This is a genomic window from Crystallibacter degradans (assembly GCF_012952295.1).
Classification (GTDB): Bacteria; Actinomycetota; Actinomycetes; order Actinomycetales; family Micrococcaceae; genus Crystallibacter; species Crystallibacter degradans.
Genome location: NZ_JABBCH010000013.1, coordinates 87,682 through 108,314 on the forward strand (window position 1 = coordinate 87,682; position 20,633 = coordinate 108,314).

Annotated in this window: 18 protein-coding genes; 14 read left to right on the forward strand and 4 right to left on the reverse strand. The window is 65.4% G+C overall.

Features of this window, described 5'->3' with window-relative positions; all coding sequences use genetic code 11:
• Window positions 1-105: 105 nt before the first annotated feature.
• Complete coding sequence (locus tag HGO92_RS17720; RefSeq protein WP_169997159.1) at window positions 106-1,614, forward strand: PucR family transcriptional regulator; 1,509 nt, start codon at window positions 106-108, stop codon at window positions 1,612-1,614.
• Between the two features lie 41 nt (window positions 1,615-1,655).
• Here HGO92_RS17720 and HGO92_RS17725 read toward each other — a convergent pair whose 3' ends face one another.
• The gene (locus tag HGO92_RS17725; protein WP_169997160.1) at window positions 1,656-2,327 is read right to left on the reverse strand and encodes a GntR family transcriptional regulator; all 672 of its coding nucleotides are present in this window, start codon (window positions 2,325-2,327) and stop codon (window positions 1,656-1,658) included.
• 136 nt (window positions 2,328-2,463) lie between these two features.
• Between HGO92_RS17725 and glyA the strand changes: the two genes are divergently transcribed.
• From glyA to HGO92_RS17775, 10 genes are all read left to right on the forward strand, one after another.
• Window positions 2,464-3,762, forward strand: a complete 1,299-nt coding sequence (gene glyA, locus HGO92_RS17730; RefSeq protein ID WP_205834635.1) for a serine hydroxymethyltransferase — start codon at window positions 2,464-2,466, stop codon at window positions 3,760-3,762.
• Window positions 3,762-4,979 carry a sarcosine oxidase subunit beta family protein gene (locus tag HGO92_RS17735; RefSeq protein WP_169997161.1) on the forward strand — a complete coding sequence of 406 codons (1,218 nt, stop codon included), beginning with the start codon at window positions 3,762-3,764 and terminating at the stop codon, window positions 4,977-4,979. The genes glyA and HGO92_RS17735 overlap by 1 nt, the downstream gene beginning before the upstream one ends.
• A gap of 14 nt (window positions 4,980-4,993) precedes the next feature.
• Window positions 4,994-5,323 (forward strand): sarcosine oxidase subunit delta, encoded by a 330-nt coding sequence (locus tag HGO92_RS17740; protein WP_169997162.1) that lies wholly within the window; start codon window positions 4,994-4,996, stop codon window positions 5,321-5,323.
• On the forward strand, window positions 5,320-8,247 hold the full coding sequence (locus tag HGO92_RS17745; RefSeq protein ID WP_169997164.1) for a sarcosine oxidase subunit alpha family protein: 2,928 nt from the start codon (window positions 5,320-5,322) through the stop codon (window positions 8,245-8,247). Before HGO92_RS17740 ends, HGO92_RS17745 begins: the two co-directional genes overlap by 4 nt.
• Window positions 8,240-8,869 carry a sarcosine oxidase subunit gamma gene (locus HGO92_RS17750; RefSeq protein ID WP_169997166.1) on the forward strand — a complete coding sequence of 210 codons (630 nt, stop codon included), beginning with the start codon at window positions 8,240-8,242 and terminating at the stop codon, window positions 8,867-8,869. The genes HGO92_RS17745 and HGO92_RS17750 overlap by 8 nt, the downstream gene beginning before the upstream one ends.
• Window positions 8,869-10,269, forward strand: a complete 1,401-nt coding sequence (locus tag HGO92_RS17755) for an L-serine ammonia-lyase (protein WP_169997168.1) — start codon at window positions 8,869-8,871, stop codon at window positions 10,267-10,269. The genes HGO92_RS17750 and HGO92_RS17755 overlap by 1 nt, the downstream gene beginning before the upstream one ends.
• A gap of 28 nt (window positions 10,270-10,297) precedes the next feature.
• Window positions 10,298-11,152, forward strand: coding sequence for a formyltetrahydrofolate deformylase (gene purU / locus HGO92_RS17760; RefSeq protein WP_346769004.1), 855 nt, complete (start codon window positions 10,298-10,300; stop codon window positions 11,150-11,152).
• A 272-nt stretch (window positions 11,153-11,424) separates the two neighbouring features.
• Window positions 11,425-12,051, forward strand: a complete 627-nt coding sequence (locus HGO92_RS17765) for a TetR family transcriptional regulator (RefSeq protein ID WP_169997172.1) — start codon at window positions 11,425-11,427, stop codon at window positions 12,049-12,051.
• On the forward strand, window positions 12,048-13,658 hold the full coding sequence (locus HGO92_RS17770) for an MDR family MFS transporter (RefSeq protein WP_346769005.1): 1,611 nt from the start codon (window positions 12,048-12,050) through the stop codon (window positions 13,656-13,658). Before HGO92_RS17765 ends, HGO92_RS17770 begins: the two co-directional genes overlap by 4 nt.
• A gap of 105 nt (window positions 13,659-13,763) precedes the next feature.
• The gene (locus HGO92_RS17775; protein ID WP_169997174.1) at window positions 13,764-14,921 is read left to right on the forward strand and encodes an LOG family protein; all 1,158 of its coding nucleotides are present in this window, start codon (window positions 13,764-13,766) and stop codon (window positions 14,919-14,921) included.
• 58 nt (window positions 14,922-14,979) lie between these two features.
• Here HGO92_RS17775 and HGO92_RS17780 read toward each other — a convergent pair whose 3' ends face one another.
• Window positions 14,980-16,095, reverse strand: coding sequence for a VIT1/CCC1 transporter family protein (locus tag HGO92_RS17780; RefSeq protein WP_169997176.1), 1,116 nt, complete (start codon window positions 16,093-16,095; stop codon window positions 14,980-14,982).
• A 376-nt stretch (window positions 16,096-16,471) separates the two neighbouring features.
• Between HGO92_RS17780 and HGO92_RS17785 the strand changes: the two genes are divergently transcribed.
• Both HGO92_RS17785 and HGO92_RS17790 read left to right on the forward strand, forming a co-directional pair.
• Window positions 16,472-16,879 carry a DUF202 domain-containing protein gene (locus tag HGO92_RS17785; RefSeq protein WP_169997178.1) on the forward strand — a complete coding sequence of 136 codons (408 nt, stop codon included), beginning with the start codon at window positions 16,472-16,474 and terminating at the stop codon, window positions 16,877-16,879.
• Window positions 16,880-16,881: 2 nt separating this feature from the next.
• A complete protein-coding gene (locus tag HGO92_RS17790; protein ID WP_169997180.1) occupies window positions 16,882-17,232 on the forward strand; it encodes a DUF202 domain-containing protein in 351 nt (116 codons plus the stop codon).
• 41 nt (window positions 17,233-17,273) lie between these two features.
• Here HGO92_RS17790 and HGO92_RS17795 read toward each other — a convergent pair whose 3' ends face one another.
• Complete coding sequence (locus HGO92_RS17795) at window positions 17,274-18,797, reverse strand: sodium:solute symporter family protein (RefSeq protein ID WP_169997182.1); 1,524 nt, start codon at window positions 18,795-18,797, stop codon at window positions 17,274-17,276.
• Window positions 18,798-18,947: 150 nt separating this feature from the next.
• On the opposite strand from HGO92_RS17795, the gene HGO92_RS17800 reads away from it, so the two are divergent.
• Window positions 18,948-19,523, forward strand: a complete 576-nt coding sequence (locus tag HGO92_RS17800; RefSeq protein ID WP_169997184.1) for a helix-turn-helix domain-containing protein — start codon at window positions 18,948-18,950, stop codon at window positions 19,521-19,523.
• A 22-nt stretch (window positions 19,524-19,545) separates the two neighbouring features.
• On the opposite strand, the gene HGO92_RS17805 is transcribed toward HGO92_RS17800, so the two are convergent.
• Complete coding sequence (locus HGO92_RS17805; protein WP_169997186.1) at window positions 19,546-20,595, reverse strand: glucose 1-dehydrogenase; 1,050 nt, start codon at window positions 20,593-20,595, stop codon at window positions 19,546-19,548.
• Between the last annotated feature and the right edge of the window lie 38 nt (window positions 20,596-20,633).

A 20,633-nucleotide genomic window follows, 5' to 3' on the forward strand; every position in this document is an offset into this window, starting at 1 on the left:
ATTCCTCCGGTGAGTTTTGGGACTGCGTCAATACTATGTGGGCTAAGTCACATAGCCTATATTCGATATGTCGCATAAGCGCTAACTGAATTGGACAGATCGTCAATGAATATTGAGCTCGAAGAGGTGCTCAGCCATGAGGCATTCCGAAGGGCTGGTCCCGTTATCCGTGCTGGCGCCGCATTTGTGCCTGGACGTCAGGTGCGGTGGGTTCATTCAAGCGAAGTCATGGATATCGCTCCGCTGCTCAGCGGCGGAGAGCTGCTCCTGACTGGCGGTGTAGAGCTCGCGGCTGCATCCGCTAAACAGCGGCGGCAGTACATCCGCGACCTCGCCGCCCGAAGTATTGCCGCCCTCGGAATCGAATCCGGCGGACCATTGAAGACGATTCCCGCCGATCTCATCCAGACAGCCGAGGCTTATGAGCTGCCCCTGATTGAACTGAGGAAGGTTGCCCCCTTTGTGCAGATCGCCCAGTCCATCAACAGCCTCCTGGTCACCCGATCGGTCGACCTTCTGCGCCAAGCGGATGTTCTGTCCCAAAATCTGGCAGCCGAGCTGGCGAACGGTGGAGGCTTGAAGGAGCTCCTGCAGCTCCTGGCCAGACAGATCCCGGCCGATGTGACGGTCCTGGACGGGGCAGGAACGGTCATCGAGCAGGCAATGGCGCCGGCGGCTGCCGAAACTCGGTCCGAAGGCGATCTCCCTCCGCTCGAATTCGATATCTCCCAGCGGGGTACGGTGACGGCTTCCTTGCGCCTCTGCCCCAAAAGGGATGGCGACAGCTCATGGGCGCAGGTTGTCGGTGACCGGGCAGCGAGCATCCTGGCGCTGGCGTTGCATGGACGGCACGCACCGGATCTTGTGGACGTGGCGGGCAAGGAGCTGGTGCGATCTATTTTGGGCGGAGTCCAAGGCCAGCGGCTAAGGCAGCTTTGCCGAACAGCCGGAATGGATCCCGACGACCAGTTTGTGGTCGTTCTCGGTAGGCCGCTGGGAGCCGGCTGTCGTTGGGCCGGCGTCGAGCGGCTGGTCCGCAAACACCAGACAAAGGCCATTGTTTATGTCCAGCAGCAAGAAATGGTCGCTGTGGCAGCCCTTCCCGCAAAGAGGTCGCGTGCCCGCCGGGCAACGTTATTGTCTGAATTGAAAGCGGGTGTCGTCGACCAGCCCCAGGTGTTGGTGGTCGGTCCCGTGTCGGCCGGGATTGCCGATGCCGCGCGGTCCCTTGCGGAGACGAGGCTGACTTTCGATCTGGCCCCCGCGGGGACTGGGCCTGGTTCCGTTATCGACGCAGATGCCTTCGTGATAGAACGTTTGGCGTCTCAAGCTTCCGGCGACGAAGCAATACATCACGTGGTGGATGAGCTCCTCGGCGGGCTCATTGCACACGATGACGCCCGACGTTCGCGCTTGCTCGAAACGCTTGACGAATGGTTGGCCTCCGGCTGCAACACGGCGGAAACTGCGCGGGTGATGCACCTGGAGCGCCAGTCTTTGTACAACCGGTTGGAGAAGATTTTCGAGCTCATCGGCGGGGACCCCCGCGGTACCGACAGACTAGCGGGGCTTCATCTGGCCGCACGGCTTGGACGCTATCTCCGTTCGTCCTGAGCCGGATTGGCACCACCGGATGCCCGGTCTTCCGTCGAAAACTAGAGAACCTTCCGGATGGTCTCTTCGAAACTTGTGACGTGTTCCAACGCTAAAGTGCCGGCTTTGTCTGTATCGCCGGCAACAATCGCGTCCAGCAGTTCCACGTGTTCGGTGATGTGGCCGGCGATCGATGGTACGCGGTCGAGTACCAGGCACCAGATGCGCGTGGCGAGATTGTCCAGCCGGATGAGGGTTTCTTCCAGATGCTGGTTGCCTGCGGCTTTGTAGATTAGCCGGTGCACGCTCAGGTCGTAGCGCATCAGCGCATGCTTCTGGGGCTTCTGGCCGTCGAGGCGTTCAATGTCGCGGGCCAGACTGTGCAACTCTTCCTTGACCTCGGGACTGGCCATCCGGGCGGCCCGCCGGGCAGCCAGGGGCTCAAGCGCCTGCCTCAGTTCCGAAACATCGGCCAGGGCGGTGATGTCAACGATGGTGGCAAAGGTTCCCCTGCGCGGATAGGAGGTGACCATGTGGTCGATCTCCAAACGCTTGAGCGCCTCGCGGACAGGCGTACGGCCGATACCCATCTCGGCGGCCAGCTGCCCGTCATTGATCGGTTCCCCGGGGCGGATGTCCAGCATGATGAGTTTGTCTCTGAGTTCACGGTAGGCGCGCTCGGCCAGCGAGAGGGACAGATCGGCACTGTGGGCCGATTCAGCAATGATGCTCATGGGCTCGCTCCTTGGCTGGGCGGGATTCTTGCGGGCAAATTTTACGGCTGTTGACAGGCTGTGATCACCATCATACTATTACAACCAGTTCTGATATATCAGATACACATTAGTTGTTTTTCAAAGGAGAGAACGAATGGTGTCTACCCTGACCACCCCCCTGGCAAGCGCCGATCCAGAGGTCGCCGCAGCCATTGGCCAGGAGTTGGATCGCCAGCAGTCAACGCTGGAAATGATCGCTTCCGAGAACTTTGCCCCGACCGCAGTGATGGAAGCCCAGGGCTCTGTCCTGACCAACAAGTACGCCGAGGGCTACCCCGGACGGCGCTATTACGGCGGCTGCGAGCACGTCGACGTAATCGAGCAGTTGGCTATCGACCGGGTCAAGGAACTCTTCGGCGCTGAGGCCGCCAACGTCCAGCCGCACTCCGGTGCGCAGGCCAACGCCGCCGCTATGTTCGCGCTGCTGAACCCGGGCGACACGATCCTCGGCCTGGACCTGGCCCACGGCGGCCACCTGACCCACGGGATGAAGCTCAACTTCTCCGGCAAGCTCTACAACGTTGTTTCGTACGGAGTGTCCGAGGAAGACCACAAGATCGACATGGCAGAAGTTGAGCGCCTCGCGGTCGAGAACAAGCCGAAGCTCATCGTGGCCGGCTGGTCCGCTTACTCCCGGCAGCTGGACTTCCCGGAGTTCCGGCGCATCGCCGATCTGGTCGGCGCCTACCTCATGGTCGACATGGCGCATTTCGCCGGGCTGGTCGCTGCCGGGCTGCACCCGAACCCGGTGCCCTACGCCGACGTCGTTACTACCACCACCCACAAGACCCTCGGCGGTCCCCGCGGCGGCGTGATCCTGTCCACGCAATCGCTGGCCAAGAAGATCAACTCGGCCGTTTTCCCCGGCCAGCAGGGTGGCCCGCTGGAGCACGTGATCGCCGGCAAGGCCGTTGCGTTCAAGATGGCCGCGTCACCCGAGTTCAAGGAACGCCAGCAGCGGACGCTGCAGGGCGCGCGACTGCTGGCCGACCGCCTGCTCCAGGACGATGTGGCCTCGGCCGGCATCAGCCTGGTCAACGGCGGAACCGACGTCCACCTGGTGCTGGTGGACCTGCGCAACTCGGAACTGGACGGCAAGCAGGCCGAAGACCGGCTGCACCGTGTGGGCATCACCGTCAACCGCAATGCCGTCCCGTTCGACCCGCGCCCGCCGATGGTTTCCTCCGGCCTGCGGATCGGTACGCCGGCGCTGGCTACGCGTGGCTTTGGCGATGCCGAATTCACCGAGGTCGCCGACATCATTGCCACGGCTTTGACCCATGAACTAACCGAGGAACTGACCTCGGAGCTCCAGGACCGGGTCACCGTCCTGGCCGATAAATTCCCCCTCTACCCGAACCTGAATGCTGATACTTCGAACGGAGCACTGTAATGGCTGATCTGCTGCCAGAGCACCCGGATTTCCTGTGGCGGAATCCTGAGCCCAAATCTTCGTACGACGCCGTTATTGTTGGCGGCGGCGGACATGGCCTGGCTACCGCGTACTACCTGGCCAAGAACTTCGGCATGACCAACATCGCCGTGCTGGAGCGCGGCTGGCTGGCCGGCGGGAACATGGCCCGCAACACCACCATCATCCGCTCCAACTACCTGTGGGACGAGAGCGCGGGCATCTACGAGCACTCGCTGAAGCTGTGGGAGCAGCTGCCAGAGGAACTGGAATACGACTTCCTCTTCAGCCAGCGCGGCGTCATGAACCTCGCGCACACCCTGCAGGACGTGCGCGAGAGCGTGCGCCGCGTCAACGCCAATGTGCTCAACGGTGTGGACGCGGAGTGGATCACCCCGGAACAGGTCAAGGAACTCTGCCCGATCATCAACACCGGGGATGACATCCGCTACCCGATCATGGGCGCGACCTACCAGCCGCGCGCCGGCATCGCCAAGCACGACCATGTGGCCTGGGCCTTCGCCCGCAAGTGCGACGAGATGGGCGTGGACATCATCCAGAACTGCGAGGTCACCGGTTTCATCAAGGACGGCAACCGCGTGGTCGGCGTCGAAACCAACCGCGGCCGGATCAACGCCGGCAAGGTGGCCCTGGCGGGGGCCGGACACAGCTCCGTGCTGGCCGAACTGGCCGGTTTCGAACTGCCCATCCAGTCCCACCCGCTGCAGGCCTTGGTCTCCGAGCTGCACGAGCCGGTCCACCCGACGGTCGTCATGTCCAACCACGTGCACGTCTATGTCTCCCAGGCCCACAAGGGCGAACTGGTCATGGGCGCGGGCATCGACAGCTACAACGGCTACGGCCAGCGCGGCGCTTTCCATGTGATCGAGGAGCAGATGGCTGCCGCCGTCGAGCTCTTCCCGATCTTTGCCCGTGCCCACGTGCTGCGCACCTGGGGCGGCATCGTGGACACCACCATGGACGCATCCCCGATCGTGTCCAAGACCCCCATCGACCAGCTCTATGTGAACTGTGGTTGGGGCACCGGCGGATTCAAGGGCACCCCGGGCGCCGGCTTCACCTTCGCCCACACCATCGCGATGGACGAGCCGCACCCGCTCAACGCCCCGTTTGCCTTGGACCGATTCGAAACCGGGCACCTGATCGACGAACACGGCGCCGCAGCCGTAGCCCACTAGGAAGGAAAACCACGATGCTTCTGATTGAATGCCCCTGGTGCGGGCCGCGTGACGAAACCGAATACCACTACGGCGGCGAGGCCCATGTGGCCTACCCCGCAGATCCGAGCCAGCTCAGCGACGAGGAGTGGTCGAAGTTCCTCTTCTACCGCGCCAATCCTAAGGGCCTCTTCGCCGAACGCTGGGTGCACAGCACCGGCTGCCGGCGCTGGTTCAACGCGGTGCGTGACACCGTCAGCTATGACATCAAGGCCGTGTACAAACCCGGCGAGAAAAAACCACAGATCGACGCCGGTAACGTAGCCGGCGCCAAGGTCCAGTCAGTTAAAGGAGGAGCGAAGTGACCGCCCCCAGTGCCAACCAGTCCCAGCGGCTCGCCGTTGAAGCGACAGCCGCTGCGCGGATCGACCGCACCAAGCCCCTGGCCTTTACGCTCGACGGCGAGGCATTCAGCGGCTTCGCCGGTGACACGCTTGCCTCGGCCATGCTCGCTGCCGGCAAGGTCACGGTAGGGAATTCGCTGTACCTCGACCGTCCCCGCGGCATCCTCTCCGCCGGTGTGGAAGAAGCCAATGCCCTGGTCAAGATCAGCGCGCGCTTCGAAAGCCACGTGGACGAGTCCATGCTGCCGGCAACCACCGTGGAGCTGACAGACGGCATGGACGCCAAGCTGCTTCAGGGCCTGGGCCAGCTGGACCCGCGCACGGACAAGGCCGTGTACGACCGCAAGTACGTGCACACCGACGTCCTGGTTGTCGGTGCGGGCCCCGCCGGCCTGGCCGCCGCCCGCGAAGCTGCCAAGAGCGGCGCCCGCGTCATCCTGATGGACGAGCAGCCCGAAGCCGGCGGCTCGCTGCTGTCCGGCCGGGATGAAGTCATCGATGGCCTGCCCGCCCAGGACTGGATCGCCCGGACCACCGCCGAACTGGCTGCCGCCGAGGAAGTCACCTTCCTGTCGCGTACCACCGCGTTCGGCAGCTACGACAGCAACTTCATTGTCGCTGTGCAGCGCCGTACCGACCACCTGACCGGCGAACTCGGCTCCGGCGTTTCCCGCGAACGCATCTGGCATGTCCGCGCCAAGCAGGTGGTGCTCGCCACCGGTGCGCACGAGCGCCCGATCGTCTTCGCGAACAATGACCGCCCCGGCATCATGCTGGCCTCCGCCGTGCGCAGCTACCTGAACCGCTACGCCGTGGCGGCCGGACACAAGGTTGTCGTCGCCACCACCAATGACTCCGCCTACAAGCTGGTAACGGACCTGCAGGCGGCCGGCGTCGGAATTGCGGCCGTGGTCGACTCCCGGCCCGAGGTCAGCGGCGACGCGGCCGACGCTTTGGCAGCGGCGGGCATCCGCCTCATCACCGGCAGCGCCGTGGTGGACACCGAAGGCAACAACGACGGCGGAAGGATCAGCGCCGTCGTCGTGAGCAGTCTGGACGCCGACGGGCAGCTGGCCGGTGAGCCGGAAAAGATCGAAACGGATCTGCTGGCAGTCTCCGGCGGCTGGACCCCCGTGGTCCACCTGCACAGCCAGCGTGAGCGCCAGCTGAAGTGGGACGAGGCGCTCGCCGCGTTCATCCCCGGCCGCGAGGTCAAGGACCAGCAGACCGCAGGTGCCCTCAACGGCAACCTGGATCTGGCCGGATGCCTCGAGGAAGGAGCCCAGGCCGGTGCCGAGGCCGCCACCCGGGCAGGCTTCCGCGCCAACGCACTGGTTCCCGCCGCCGCACCCGAGACCTTCGCCCGGAGCCGCCCGCTGTGGCTGGTTCCCGGACTTGAGGGCGAGGCCGCCGGCTGGACGACCCACTTTGTGGACTTCCAGCGCGACCAGACCGTGGCCGACGTACTGCGGTCCACCGGTGCCGGCATGCGCAGCGTGGAGCACGTGAAGCGCTACACCTCGATCAGCACTGCCAACGACCAGGGCAAGACGTCCGGCATCAACGCCATCGGCGTTATCGCGGCGGCGCTGAACAACACCGACGTCGGCAGCATCGGCACCACCGCCTACCGCGCCCCTTATACGCCGGTGGCCTTCACGGCACTGGCCGGGCGCCAGCGCGGGGAGCTCTTCGACCCGGCGCGGCTGACCTCGATACACCCGTGGCATGTGGCCCACGGCGCCTTGTTCGAGGATGTCGGACAGTGGAAGCGCCCCTGGTACTTCCCGCTGCCGGGCGAGGACATGGACACGGCCGTGCTGCGCGAATGCGCCGCCGTGCGTGAGAGCGTCGGCTTCATGGACGCCACCACGCTGGGCAAGATCGAAATCCGCGGCAAGGACGCCGGTGAGTTCCTCAACCGGATGTACACCAACGCGTTCAAGAAGCTCAAGCCGGGGCTGGGCCGCTATGGCCTGATGTGCACCCCTGACGGCATGATTTTCGACGACGGCGTGACCCTGCGCCTCGACGAGGACCGCTACTTCATGACCACCACCACCGGCGGAGCCGCCAAGGTGCTGGACTGGCTGGAGGAATGGCTGCAGACCGAATGGCCGGAACTGGACGTAGTCTGCAACTCCGTCACGGAGCAGTACACCACCGTTGCCGTGGTTGGACCGAAGTCCCGCGCCGTGATCGCCAAGCTGGCGCCGGAGCTGGACCTGGACAACGACGCCTTCCCGTTCATGGCCTTCAAGGAAACCACGCTCGCGTCCGGCATTCCGGCACGCATCTGCCGGATCTCGTTCTCCGGCGAGCTGGCGTTCGAGATCAACGTGTCCTCCTGGTACGGACTCAAGGTCTGGGAAGACGTGGCCGAAGCCGGTGCGGAGTTCAACATCACCCCGTACGGCACCGAAACCATGCACGTGCTCCGCGCCGAAAAGGGCTTCATCATCGTCGGCCAGGACACGGACGGCACCGTCACCCCGCAGGACGCGGGGATGGAATGGGTGGTCTCCAAGGTCAAGGACTTCGTGGGCAAGCGCTCCTACTCGCGGGTGGACAACCTGCGCGAGGACCGCAAACAGCTGGTCGGCGTCCTGCCGGTGGACAAGTCGTTCCGCCTGGAAGAGGGTGCACAGCTGGTCAACCAGGGCACCCGCATCGCCCCGGCCGAAGCGCCGGTGCCGATGGAAGGCCACGTGACCTCCAGCTACCACAGCGCCGCGCTGGGCCGCAGCTTCGGCCTGGCCATGATCAAGAATGGCCGCAACCGCATCGGTGAGACGCTGCAGGCCCCGCTCGGCGGGCAGCTTGTGGACGTCGTCATCGCAGAACCCGTACTTTACGATCCCGAAGGGAGCCGTCGTGATGGCTGAACAGGTATTGACCGATATTGCAGCGCTGCGCCGCAGTCCGCTGGCACATCTGGAAGAGGCAATCCGTGAAGGAGCCGTGTCCGGCGAACGGGGCGTGAGCCTGCGCGAAATCCCGTTCCTGAACATGGTTGGCCTGCGGGCCGAGCCTGGTTCGGCCGGCGCCAAGGCACTTGAGGCAGCCCTGGGCCTGCCGCTGCCGGCCGGCCATGGACAGGTGACGGGCGCCGTTGACGCAACCGCGCTGTTGTGGCTGGGCCCGGACGAGTTCCTGCTGGTCGGTCCGGAAGGCTCCAACGCCACCACGGCGCTGACCGAAGCCCTCGGGGGCGAGCCGGGCGCCGTCGTCGATCTCTCGGCGAACCGCACCACGGTGGAACTGACCGGACCCTCGGCACGCGCCGTGCTGGAGAAGGGCTGCCACGTGGACCTGCACCCGCGGGCCTTCACGCCCGGCACCGCGGTCATGACCCAGCTCGGCCCGGTACCGGTGCTGCTGTGGCAAACGGCTGAGGAAGGCGGGTCGCAGACCTACCGGGTCCTGCCGCGCGCCTCCTTCGCGGACTACACCGCCCGCTGGCTGCTGGACGCCATGACGGAGTTCGCCTCGCCCGAGGTACCGTAATGGCGCTCAGCGCACTTGATCTGTTTTCCGTCGGCATCGGCCCCTCCTCATCGCACACGGTGGGGCCGATGCGGGCGGCCAAGCGGTTCACCGACGGCTTGGTCCGGGACGGGCAGCTGACCGCAGTTGCCCGCGTCCGGGCCGAGCTGTTCGGCTCCCTGGGTGCCACCGGCTTCGGCCACGGCTCGGACAAGGCCGTGGTGCTCGGCCTGCAGGGCCAGGACCCGGAGACGGTGGACACGGACACGGCCGACGCCCAGGTCCGCGACGCCGTCGCGGCACGGAAGCTGGCGCTGGCAGGTGAGCATCCGGTGTCCTTCGACTGGGACGCCGACGTGATCCTGCACCGGCGCAAGGCCTTGCCGGCGCACCCGAACGGCATGACCTTCTTCGCTTACGACGACGCCGGCGACCTGCTGCGCGAACGCACCTACTATTCGGTAGGCGGCGGCTTCGTGGTGGACGAGGATGCGGCCGGAGCGGACCGGATCGTCGAAGACACCACCGCCCTGCCCTACCCGTTCACCACCGGCGCCCAACTGCTGGCGCACTGCCGGGCCGAAGGCCTCTCCATCGCCCAGGTCATGCTCGCCAACGAGCTCACCTGGCGCAGCGAAGCCGAACTCCGCTCGCAGCTGCTGCACATCTGGTCAGTCATGCAGCAGTGTGTGGAGAACGGCTGTACCCGCACAGAGGAGAGGTTGCCCGGGGGACTAAAGGTCCGCCGTCGTGCTCCTGAATTGCGGCGCAAGCTGCGCCAGATCGAGGCAACGGCCGCCACCAGCGGCAGCCCGCAGCCGGATCCGCTCTGGGCCATGGAATGGGTCAATCTTTACGCGCTGGCGGTCAACGAGGAGAATGCCTCCGGCGGCAGGATTGTCACCGCGCCGACCAACGGGGCGGCCGGCATCATCCCGGCCGTGCTGCACTTCTATACCCGGTTCGTCCCGGGTGCGGATGACGACGGCGTGGTCGAGTTCCTGCTCACGGCGGCGGCAGTGGGTATCCTCTTTAAGGAGAACGCGTCCATCTCCGGTGCAGAAGTTGGTTGCCAGGGCGAAGTAGGCTCGGCCTGCTCCATGGCCGCCGGCGCGCTGTGTGCGGTGCTGGGCGGGACACCGGAACAGGTTGAAAACGCTGCCGAAGTCGGCATCGAGCACAACCTGGGGCTGACCTGTGATCCTGTGGGAGGGCTGGTGCAGATTCCGTGCATCGAGCGCAACGCGATCGCCAGCGTCAAGGCGATCAACGCCGCGCGGCTCTGCCTGCAGGGCGATGGTGAGCACAAGGTCTCCCTGGATCAGGCCATCAAAACGATGCGCGAGACCGGCAAGGATATGAAGATCAAGTACAAGGAGACCTCCCGTGGTGGCTTGGCCGTCAACGTCATTGAGTGCTGAACAACAACCCGCTCCGGGGGCCGAAGTGGTGAGTGAGCTGGTGCTGACCCTGGACTGCCGGGAGGCGCCGGGCATCGTGCACGCCGTCAGCGGGGTGCTGCTGGAACACGGCTGCAACATCGTCGAACTCAAGCAGTTCGACGACAGGCGCCTGGGCCACTTCTTCATGCGGGTCCACGTGGCATCCTCGACCGGGGAGGCGCTGGACGAGGAAGCCCTGCGCAAGGACTTCGGGCCGGTGGCCGAACGTTTCGGGATGAGCTGGGAGCTCGACCGGCACGGGGCCAAGCGGCGCGTGATGATCATGGTCTCCAAGTTCGGGCACTGCCTGAACGACCTGCTGTTCCGCGCACGCACGGGGGAGCTGCCGGTGGAGATCGTCGCCGTGGTGTCCAACCACCGCGACCACCAGCGGCTGGTGGAGTGGCACGGCATCCCGTTCTTCCACATCCCGGTCACCCCGGACACCAAGCCGGAAGCCGAGGCGAAGCTGCTGGAACTGGTGGACCGCTTCGAGGTGGACCTGGTGGTCCTGGCCCGCTACATGCAGGTGCTCAGCGACTCGCTGGCCACCCGGATGGCTGGCCGCGTGATCAACATCCACCACTCCTTCCTGCCCAGCTTCAAGGGGGCCAAGCCCTACCACCAGGCGTACGACCGCGGCGTGAAAACCGTGGGCGCCACCGCACACTACGTCAACAGCGAGCTGGATGAGGGCCCGATCATCGCCCAGCAGTTGGTGGACGTAGACCACACCTTCGGCCCCGAGGACCTGGTCGCGGCCGGGCGGGACACCGAATGCAAGGCGCTCTCCAACGCGGTGAGGTGGCACTGCGAAGGCCGCGTCATCCTGCACGGAAACCGGACCGTAGTGCTGCGCTGACACGACCTGATCTGACCTGACACGTCAGCGGGCCTACGGCAGCGCTGGCAAACAACGACGGCGGCTCTTACCTTTTGAGGTGAGAGCCGCCGCGGTCATTTAACTGCGTTTTGGGGTTCTGCTGACGCGGCGAAAGGTCAGCAGATTCCCGGAACGCAGTCTTCCCCCATTCCGAAGCATCTCCGGCCGGGAGGTCCCCGAACCGACGTGAGCTATTGCACTCCTGAAACTTTGCAGTTGTGTATTTTTGCAGTGACTGCAATAATGGTTCGGTGAGTCAACTACTTTCCCTGCGGGACCGCAAGCGCGCCGAAACCTGGGCCGCACTGCACCTGTCCGCGTCCGGTACAGCCCTGGACAAGGGCCTGGAATGCGTGACGGTGGATGCCGTCGCGGCGGACGCAGGCGTTTCCCCCCGCACCTTTTTCAACTACTTCGCTTCCAAGGAAGACGCCGTGCTTGGGCTGCAGGAACCTTTCGTGGGCGAGTCCATGCTGGCGGACTTCGACGTTGACGGGGACCTGCTGGCAAGCGTGAGCCATCTGATGCACGCCGTCACCCGGACCATCCACGGCAGCGCAGACGAGGACGGCAACCGGTGCCGCGAGGTCATCTGCAGGTATCCGCAGCTGATGCACCGCAGGTTCCAATACATCGTCAAAGTGGAGCAGCTCGTCACCGATGCCGTGGCCGAAAGGCTCGCCCAGTCGAGCAGGTGGGCCACCGCCCCGGCCGGCTACAACGTAGAGGACGTCGCCAAGATGCTTGTCCTCGTCGCCGGTGCGAGCCTCCGCTTTGCCATCCAAAAAACCACTTCCCACCCCACCCGCGAATCGCAGTCCGAGGCCCTCGATCAGGGCATGGAACTGATGCGCAACATTCTGAAGGAACTTCTGTGAGCAAACCCGCAACTGTCGAAAGCGGCGCGCAGCACGGCAAACTTGCGCTGGTCTTTGTGGCCCTGGTGATGGCCATGCTGCTTGCCGCACTGAACCAGACCATCCTGGGCACGGCCCTGCCAACCATCGTCGGTGAACTCAACGGCGCCAACCTGATGCTGTGGGTGATTACCGGCTACATCCTGGCCTCCACCATCATGATGCCGATCTACGGCAAGCTCGGCGATCTGATCGGCCGCAAGTCCCTGCTCATCGCGGCGATACTCGTCTTCCTGATCGGTTCCATCATCGGCGCGCTGGCCCTCGACATGGCCTGGCTCATTGCCGCCCGCATCGTCCAGGGCCTGGGCGGCGGTGGCCTGATGATCCTCTCGCAGGCCATCATTGCCGACGTGGTTCCCGCCCGCGAACGCGGCAAGTACATGGGCTGGATGGGCGGGGTCTTCGCCTTTTCCTCCGTGGTGGGCCCGCTGATCGGCGGCTGGCTGACCGAGGGGCCGGGCTGGCGCTGGACCTTCTGGTTCAACGTACCGGTTGCCGCGCTGGCCCTGCTGGGTGCGATCTTCTTCCTCAAGACGCCGCCGAAGACCAGCCGGCCCAAACTCGACATCTGGGGCATCCTGCTGATGGCCACTGCCACCACCGGACTGGTGCTGGTCAGTAGTTGGGGTGGGAGCACCTACGACTGGTCCGACCCGGTCATCATCTCCCTGATCGCCGGCACCGTGCTGGCAGCGTTCCTCTTTGTTCTGGTGGAGCGCCGCACCGCGGAACCGATCATCCCCATGGAGCTGTTCCGGGACCTCAACTTCAACTTGACCACCATTTCCGGCCTGCTGGTTTCGGTGGCGATGTTCGGCGCCATCGGCTACATGCCTACCTATCTGCAGATGGCCACCGGGGCCACAGCCACCGAGGCCGGCCTGCTGATGATCCCGATGATGGGCGCGCTGCTGGCGGCCTCCGTGATCTCGGGCTCGCTGGTGTCCAAGACCGGCCGGTACAAGTGGATGCCCATTGTCGGTTCGGCCATCCTCGCGGTCGCCCTGGTGCTCATGGGGCTGGTCCACGCCGACACCGCGGTCTGGCATATCTGCCTGAACCTTGGCCTGCTGGGTCTGGGGCTGGGCCTGAACATGCAGATCCTCGTGCTCATCGTGCAGAACTCGTTCCCCGCGCGGCAGGTGGGGACGGCGACGGCGGCCAACAACTTCTTCCGCCAGATCGGCGCCACGCTGGGCTCCGCCGTCGTCGGCAGTCTCTTTGCCTCGCGGCTGGTGGGCTTCCTGAACGAACGGCTGCCTGCTGATGCCGTTGCCGCCACCGGTGGCGGCAACTCGTTGACCCCGGAAATGGTCCACGGCCTGCCCGAAGCCATCCAGACACCGATCGTCGAGTCCTATAACGAGGCACTCATGCCGCTGTTCGCCTTCATGTTCCCGCTGGCCCTGGCTGCCGCCGTGCTGTGCCTGTTCATCAAGGAGAAGCCGCTGGCAACCTCGCTGGAGCCGGAAGTGATGCCGGAGGCGCTCGCGGAGGGCAACGTGCTGATCACAGCCAACGACGACGGCGAGGCTGCCCGGCAGGCCGAACCCAGCCGGCGCTGAACCGCGGCTGGACAAACGGTTGAGCCTCGCCGGACCACGGCTGGGACATAACCGCCGGCCCCTGGCGGCAGTCCGCAGCCGGGGCCCGATGGCTAAGCTTGCTCCATGGGCGCATCACCAGCACTGCATAAAGAGCCGCGTGTCCTCGAAATCGAGACGCTTGAGCAGTTCGACCGGCTCGTAGCGGAGGGCGCGAAGACGCTGCGGGCCGGGGCAGGGCAATCCTTGAGCGGCTGGCACTTCCAGTCCGTGGACCTGCGGGAACGGACCGGCGTGCTGCGGGACCTGGATCCCTCCGGCGCGATCTTCCTCGGCTGCGACTTCCAGCCCGGGATGGAGGAGTGGCTGCGGTCCCGCGGCGCGCTGCTGTTCCCCGTTCTTCCCGGTATCCCGTTCGATGCCTACCGCGCCGCGGTGTATACGCCCGCCGAACTCTTCGATGGTCTGTCCGAGGCGGAGTATGAGGCGACGCCGGACGCGCTCATCTACGCCTGGTCCACGCAGCCGGCTGCCCGGGTGAATCTCGATGCCACCCTCGCGGCCAGCCTCCATGACCACGCGGTCGGCGATGCCATGGACGCGTTGTTCGACGGCCCGGGCTTCAACGGCCGGAAAGTGGTCGGCGTGATGGGCGGGCACGCTGCGGCGCGGGGAAGCGCAACGTACGACGACGCGGCCCGCCTGGGCAGGCAGCTTGCGAATGCAGGGTGTGCAGTGGCGACCGGCGGTGGACCGGGTGCAATGGAGGCCGCGAATCTGGGGGCCTACCTGTCATCGGCGGAGGACAGCGCTTTCGCACAGGCGCTTGCCTCGCTGGCCGAAGTGCCTTCCTTCCGCCCTTCCGTAACGGCCTGGGCCAGGGCTGCGGCGCGGGTCCTCGAGCAGCACCCCGCCGGCGTCGTTAATCTTGGCATTCCGACCTGGCACTACGGGCACGAACCGCCGAATCTCTTCGCCACGCACATAGCCAAGTACTTCGCCAATGCCATTCGTGAGGCCGTGCTGCTGGAGCGGTGCAACGGCGGCATCGTCTTCCTGCCCGGCGCCGGCGGAACAGTGCAGGAGATCTTCCAGGACGCGTGCGAAAACTACTATGCCACGCCGGAGAAGCTCTCGCCGATGATCCTGGTCGGCGCTTCGTACTGGACCGAGGAGCTTCCCGTGTGGCCGCTGCTGCAGTCGCTGGCCCGCGGACGGGCGATGGAGGAGGCTATCCATTTGGTCGACTCGGTGGAGGCGGCAGTGGCGCTCACGGCTCCATAGTTTCCGGGGCAAGCGCGGTCCCTCGGCCCGCTCAGTCCCTCGGCCAGCCCGGAAGGTGTCAGGCGACCCCAGTCCCGAACAGCAGGCCCAGGAGATAGGTTGCCAAGGCTGCCCCAAAGCCGATCCCCAGCTGCCGCATCGCCCGTTTAAACGGCGAAGCTCCGGAGAGCAGGCCGACGATTCCTCCGGTCACGAGCAGCGCCAGGCCAACAAGAACCAGCGAGACCAGTATGGCCGGCAGTCCCTGCAGACCGAAGATGTACGGCAGGATCGGAACGAGCGCACCGCTGGAGAAGAAGAGGAAGCTGGAGAGGGCGGCATTCCAGCCGGTCCCGATCTCCTGGTACTCGACCTCCTCAACCCCGGGGTGCAGGGACAGGCTTGGATCACAGTCGCAGTCCAGATAGCCCATCCGTTCCGCTGCCCGGTGCTCGGCGGCTTCAGGAGTCATGCCGCGTGCCCGGTAAACCAGAACCAGTTCATTGGCTTTCAGATCCAGGTCCGGAGCCGCGGTCAGCGTGATCTGGGTGGGTTTTGTTGCACTGAGCAGTTCGCGCTGGGAACGCACGGAAACGTACTCGCCCGCGCCCATGGACAGCGCCCCGGCCAGCAGGCCGGCGATGCCGCTGAACAGGATGAAGCCGCTGGAGACGCCGGTGGCGCCGATGCCCATGATCAGGGCCAGGTTGGAGACGAGTCCGTCATTGGCACCGAAGACCGCGGCGCGGAAGTTGCCGGACAGCCGTGCCCGGCCGCGGGTGGCGAGACCACGGATGACTTCTTCGTGGATCAGTTCGTCGGCGGCCATCGCATTCGTGGCGGCCGGTTCGGAGCTGTAGGGGGAGCGGCCCTCGGCACGCTGCGCCAGCGCCATGACAAAGACCGAGCCGAACCACCGAGCCATGGTGCGCAGCAGACTGCGCCGGAAGGAAGGGCGGGCGGGCTTGTCCGCGTGCTCGCCGAGCAAGTCGCGCCAGTGCTGTTCGTGCCGGCCCTCGGCTTCGGCCAGTTCGAGCAGGATGGCGCGTTCTTCGCCGTCGCGGCGCCGGGCCAGATCCCGGTAGATGGCCGCTTCGGCGCGTTCGTCGGCCAGATAGCGGCGCCAGAGTCTGATATCCCGGTTCGACGGCGGGGCCTGGCTGGAATGGGTGGGTCCTTCGCGGGAAGGGCTCATGGTGGCGATGCTCCTGATCATGGACCGGAGACGGGATGGCTCCGGCCAGCTATACGGCAAACTGACCGAAGGTCTCGCTCGCCCGAAGCCTGCCGGATTGATGCAGGATCAGGTGGACTGCCGGGCCACAATCGTGCTGGCCAGTATGTCGACAGGCCTCCACGCCGTTCCATCGCGGAATTTCCCGATAGACCGGAAATCCCTGACAGGCGGTGGAGCTACTCCCCTTCGCAACCTCCATCATACCGTGGCACGCCGCGAAGTTCCCTGAGGCAGGGCGTTAGCCGGCACAGGCCAGGGTTCATGGGGGTGGACCCCGGGGTAATGGGCGGCCCGCAATGCCGGGATGAAGACAGGCCACCGTTAGGATGGAGCCGTGGCTACCTCGGCATCTCCTACCCCGGATCCCGCACCCGGACGCGGCAAGTTCTCCACCAGGCTTTTGCGCGGCGGCGCCGAACCGGACCCGCGGTTCACCCTGGCCAACGAGCGCACCTTCCTGGCCTGGATCCGCACCTCGCTGGCGCTGCTGGCCGGCGGCATCGCCGTCGAGGCGTTCACCACCGAACTGTTCATCACCGAGGTCCGCAAGACCGTAGCCATCCTCCTGCTGGTCCTGGCCATGGTGATCGGTGCCGGCGCCTTCTTCCGGTGGCTGAACGTGGAGCGGGCCATGCGGCACAAAACCCCGCTGCCGTTGCCGCTGATCGCGCCCATCCTGGCCATCGGCGGGGCAGTTGTCGCGGCGATCCTGGTGGTCTTCGTGGTCCTGAGGCCACTCTGACCATGGCCCTGCGCCAAGGTCCCGCACCCGAACACAACGACGCCGGACTCCAGCCCGAGCGCACGTCCCTCGCCTGGGGCCGGACCACCATGGCGATGGTTGTTGCCGCCGCGATCTTCCTGCGCTGGATGCCGCACCACGGCTGGTTCGCCGGGATTCTGGTAGCCGTCACGCTCATGACGGCCCTGGCCATCAACCTCACCCAGAAAATCCGGTATCACCGCGCCGTCCGCGGCATTGCCTCCGAAACGGTACACGCCGACGTCGTTGGTGTCCTTTTTACCTCCGCCAGCGTCTTCGTCCTGGGGGCGCTGGGTATTTACACGGTGCTGTTCCTGCCCGTGGGTGGCTAGCCGGCGGGCAGGAACAACAGGCTCAGCAGGAACAACGCAGGTCAGCGGTTGCGGACCTCTTCCGGGCCTTCCACCGGGACTTCTTCCGGAACAGCGCCGGCGACGCGCAGGTCCCAGGCCTCGCGCACGGCCGGGTCGGTCGGCTTGGTGGCCAGGGACACCACTATGTAGGCGACCAGCGAGGCGATCAAGCCATAGTAGATCGGCTCGTTGGCGTAGATGCCGTCGTACTGATTTTCCGCGTTGACCTCGAGGATGATCATGGTGGTCAGGGTGACCACGCTGCCGGCGGCCATGGACGCCGCGGCGCCGAGGCCGGTTCCGCGCTTCCACAGCAGGCCGCCGAGGATGGCAATGAGCAATCCGCCGACCAGGATGTCGTAGGCAATAGTCAGGGCGGCGACCACGTCCTGGACCAGAATGGCCAGCACAATCGCCACGACGCCGAGGCCGAGGACATACCAGCGGCTGCCCTGCACATCGTGCTCCGGGTTTTCGCCGTGCTCGTGGTGGGCCGGTTTGCCGAGCCAGGAGCGGACAAAGGGCACCACATCGGCCTTGGCCACGGTGGCGGCGGCAATCAGCGTGCCGGAGGCGGTGGACATCATCGCGGCCACGGCGGCGGCCAGCACAATACCGCCGACGCCGATGGGCAGCAGGTTCATCGCGACGTCCGCATAGACATCGTCCTGGTTCTCCAGGCCCGGAATAACGACGGCGGCTGCCATGCCGATCAGGGCGCCGGCCGCACCGTAGAAGATGCAGTAAATGCCGGCGGTCGCACCGCCCCAGCGGGCAACCTCCGGAGACCGGGCGGTGAAAACGCGCTGCCAGATGTCCTGCCCGATCAGCAGGCCCAGGGTGTAGACCACGAAGTAGGTGATGATGGTCTGCGCGCCGATGCCGCCGAGGTCGAAGAAGGAGGCGTCAACGCGCTCGCGGATCCCGTGCAGTCCGCCGGCGGCGTTCCAGGTGAACGGCAGCATGAGCAGGAAGACGCCGATGGTCTTGATGACAAACTGCGCCATGTCCGCCAGCGTGATGGACCACATGCCGCCGATTGTGGAGTAGATCAGCACAATGGCTCCGCCTACGGTGATGGCCAGCCAACGTTCCCAGCCGAAGAGCACCACCAGGATGGTCGCGTAGGCGCCGGTCGACGTGGCGCACAGCATCAGGGTATAGGCGAGCATGACGATGCCGGAAACCTTGGTGGCGCTGACGCCGTACCGCAGGGTCAGCATCTGTGCCACCGTGTAGATTTTCAGTTTCTGCAAGGTGGGCGCGAAGAGCAGGCTCAGCAGCAGCACGCCGGTGCCGATGGCAACCACCAGCCACATGCCGGAAAGCCCGAACGTGTAGCCAAGACCAACGCCGCCGACAGTGGAGGCACCGCCAAGAACGACGGCGGCCATCGTGCCTGTGTAGAGTAGCCCGCCGAGTCGGCGGCCGGCCACGAGATAATCGCTATTGTTCTTGGTGCGGGACTTGCCCCACCAGCCGAATAGCAGCATCGCGGCCAAGTAGGCGACCACAATGATGACGTTGATGATTTGACCATCCATGGGAAGAAGACTCCTGAAGCAGGAAATAAAGAAATTGCCTGTTAGGCAACAAGTGTTGAGTGTTAGGCTAATTGTGATGTGGGCGACACGTCAAGAAATGTCGAAGATCCGGGGGAGTACGCCTCTCCTGCCGCGAGAAAGAGTTGCTCAGTGAAAGCACTGCCTGTTGAGCCCAGCAATGCCCCGGTGGCGATCGGATCCCGGATCCGGGCGGCGCGGCAGGAACAGCGCATGACTATTGAGCAGGTTGCGGACTCCACGGGCTTGACTAAGGGCTTCCTGAGCCGGGTGGAGCGGGACCTCACGTCGCCGTCGGTAGCTTCATTGGTGACGTTGTGCCAGGTTCTGGGCATCTCCATCGGCGACCTGTTCCTGATGCCGGATACGCATTTATCGCGCGCAGGGGAGGGTCCGCGGATCAGTCTCGGCGGCCAGGGCATCAAGGAAGAGCTGCTGACCGCGCGGCACGAGCGCCGCCTGCAGATCATCCGGGCGGTCATCGAGCCGCGGGGGCGGGGCGAATCCGAGCTCTACTCGGTGGATTGCGAAGTGGACGTCCTGCATGTCATCGCCGGCCGCATCACGCTGATCTTTACATCGGAACGCTACGAGCTCAATGCGGGCGATACTATCTCGTTCTCCGGCCGCGAGCCGCACACCTGGATCAATGAGACGGACGAGCAGGCCATCGTCACCTGGACCCTGGTTCCCGCCGCCGCGCGGTAATTCTTCCGGTTGGGTTCTGCAGCTACTCCTGCTGCAGGTCGATGACCACCTTCACATCATCGTCGCGTTGTTCGAAGGCCTGGGCGAAGTCTTCGAGCCGGGTCCGCCGGGTGATCAGGCGTCCGAGCCAGGCCTGGTCCGCCTGTGCCAGCGCCTCCGCCGCTTGGAGGTAGTGGCGGCGGTTGGCGTTGACCGTGCCGAACACGACGTCGTTCTCCAGCACCGCCGTGCGGTTGAGCTGGCCCAGGTCGACCGATGTCCGGCGCCCGGTTCCGGAAACGCCGGTGAGGCAGGTGATGGCGTTGTTTGCGCTGCAGTTGATGGTGTCGAGCACCACGGAAGGAACCCCGGTGCATTCGAGGAGCACGTCGGCTTCCACGCCGGATTCCGGGAGCGAGTCGGTGTGGAACACTGCGCCGAGGTCCTTCACCAGCCCAGGTTTCGGCCCTTCCTCGACCAGATCGTAGACGTGGACTTCCAGCCCGCGCTGCACTCCCAGCAGTGCGGCCAAAAGGCCCACGGGTCCCGCGCCGGTTACCGCGACGATTTTGGGATCGAAATAGGCGCGTGCGCCGATGCGCTCGATCTGCTCCCAGGCCTTCGCCACAATGGTGGTTGGTTCCAGCAGCACCCCGACGTCGGTCAAGGAGGCATCGAGCTTCACCATCGCGTCCGGCCCGGCCCGCCATTGCTGCCGCGCGAACCCGTCCAATGACTTGATGCCGTGCTCGGTGTAGCGCCCGTTGAGGCACATGTCCCACTCTCCGGTGGCACACGCGGCGCAGGGTTCCGGATCGGGACGTCGGACGATGCCGACCACGAGATCGCCCGGCGCCAGGCCGGACTCAGGCGGCGCCTCGCGGACCCGGCCCAGGTTCTCGTGCCCCAGCACCAGATGCTCCCGGCCTTCCGGCGCGGAGCCGTATTCGGCGGCGATGATCTCGCGGTCCGTGCCGCAGAGGCCGACGGACAGCGCATCGACAAGGACCGCGCCCTCGCCGGGGTCCGGTTCCGCCACGTCCCGCAGCACGAGGGAATCCTTTACTCCGGGTGTAACCGTCAGTGCCTGCAATGCTGCCTCCTGGGCTGGTGCTGCAACTTCAGCTTCCT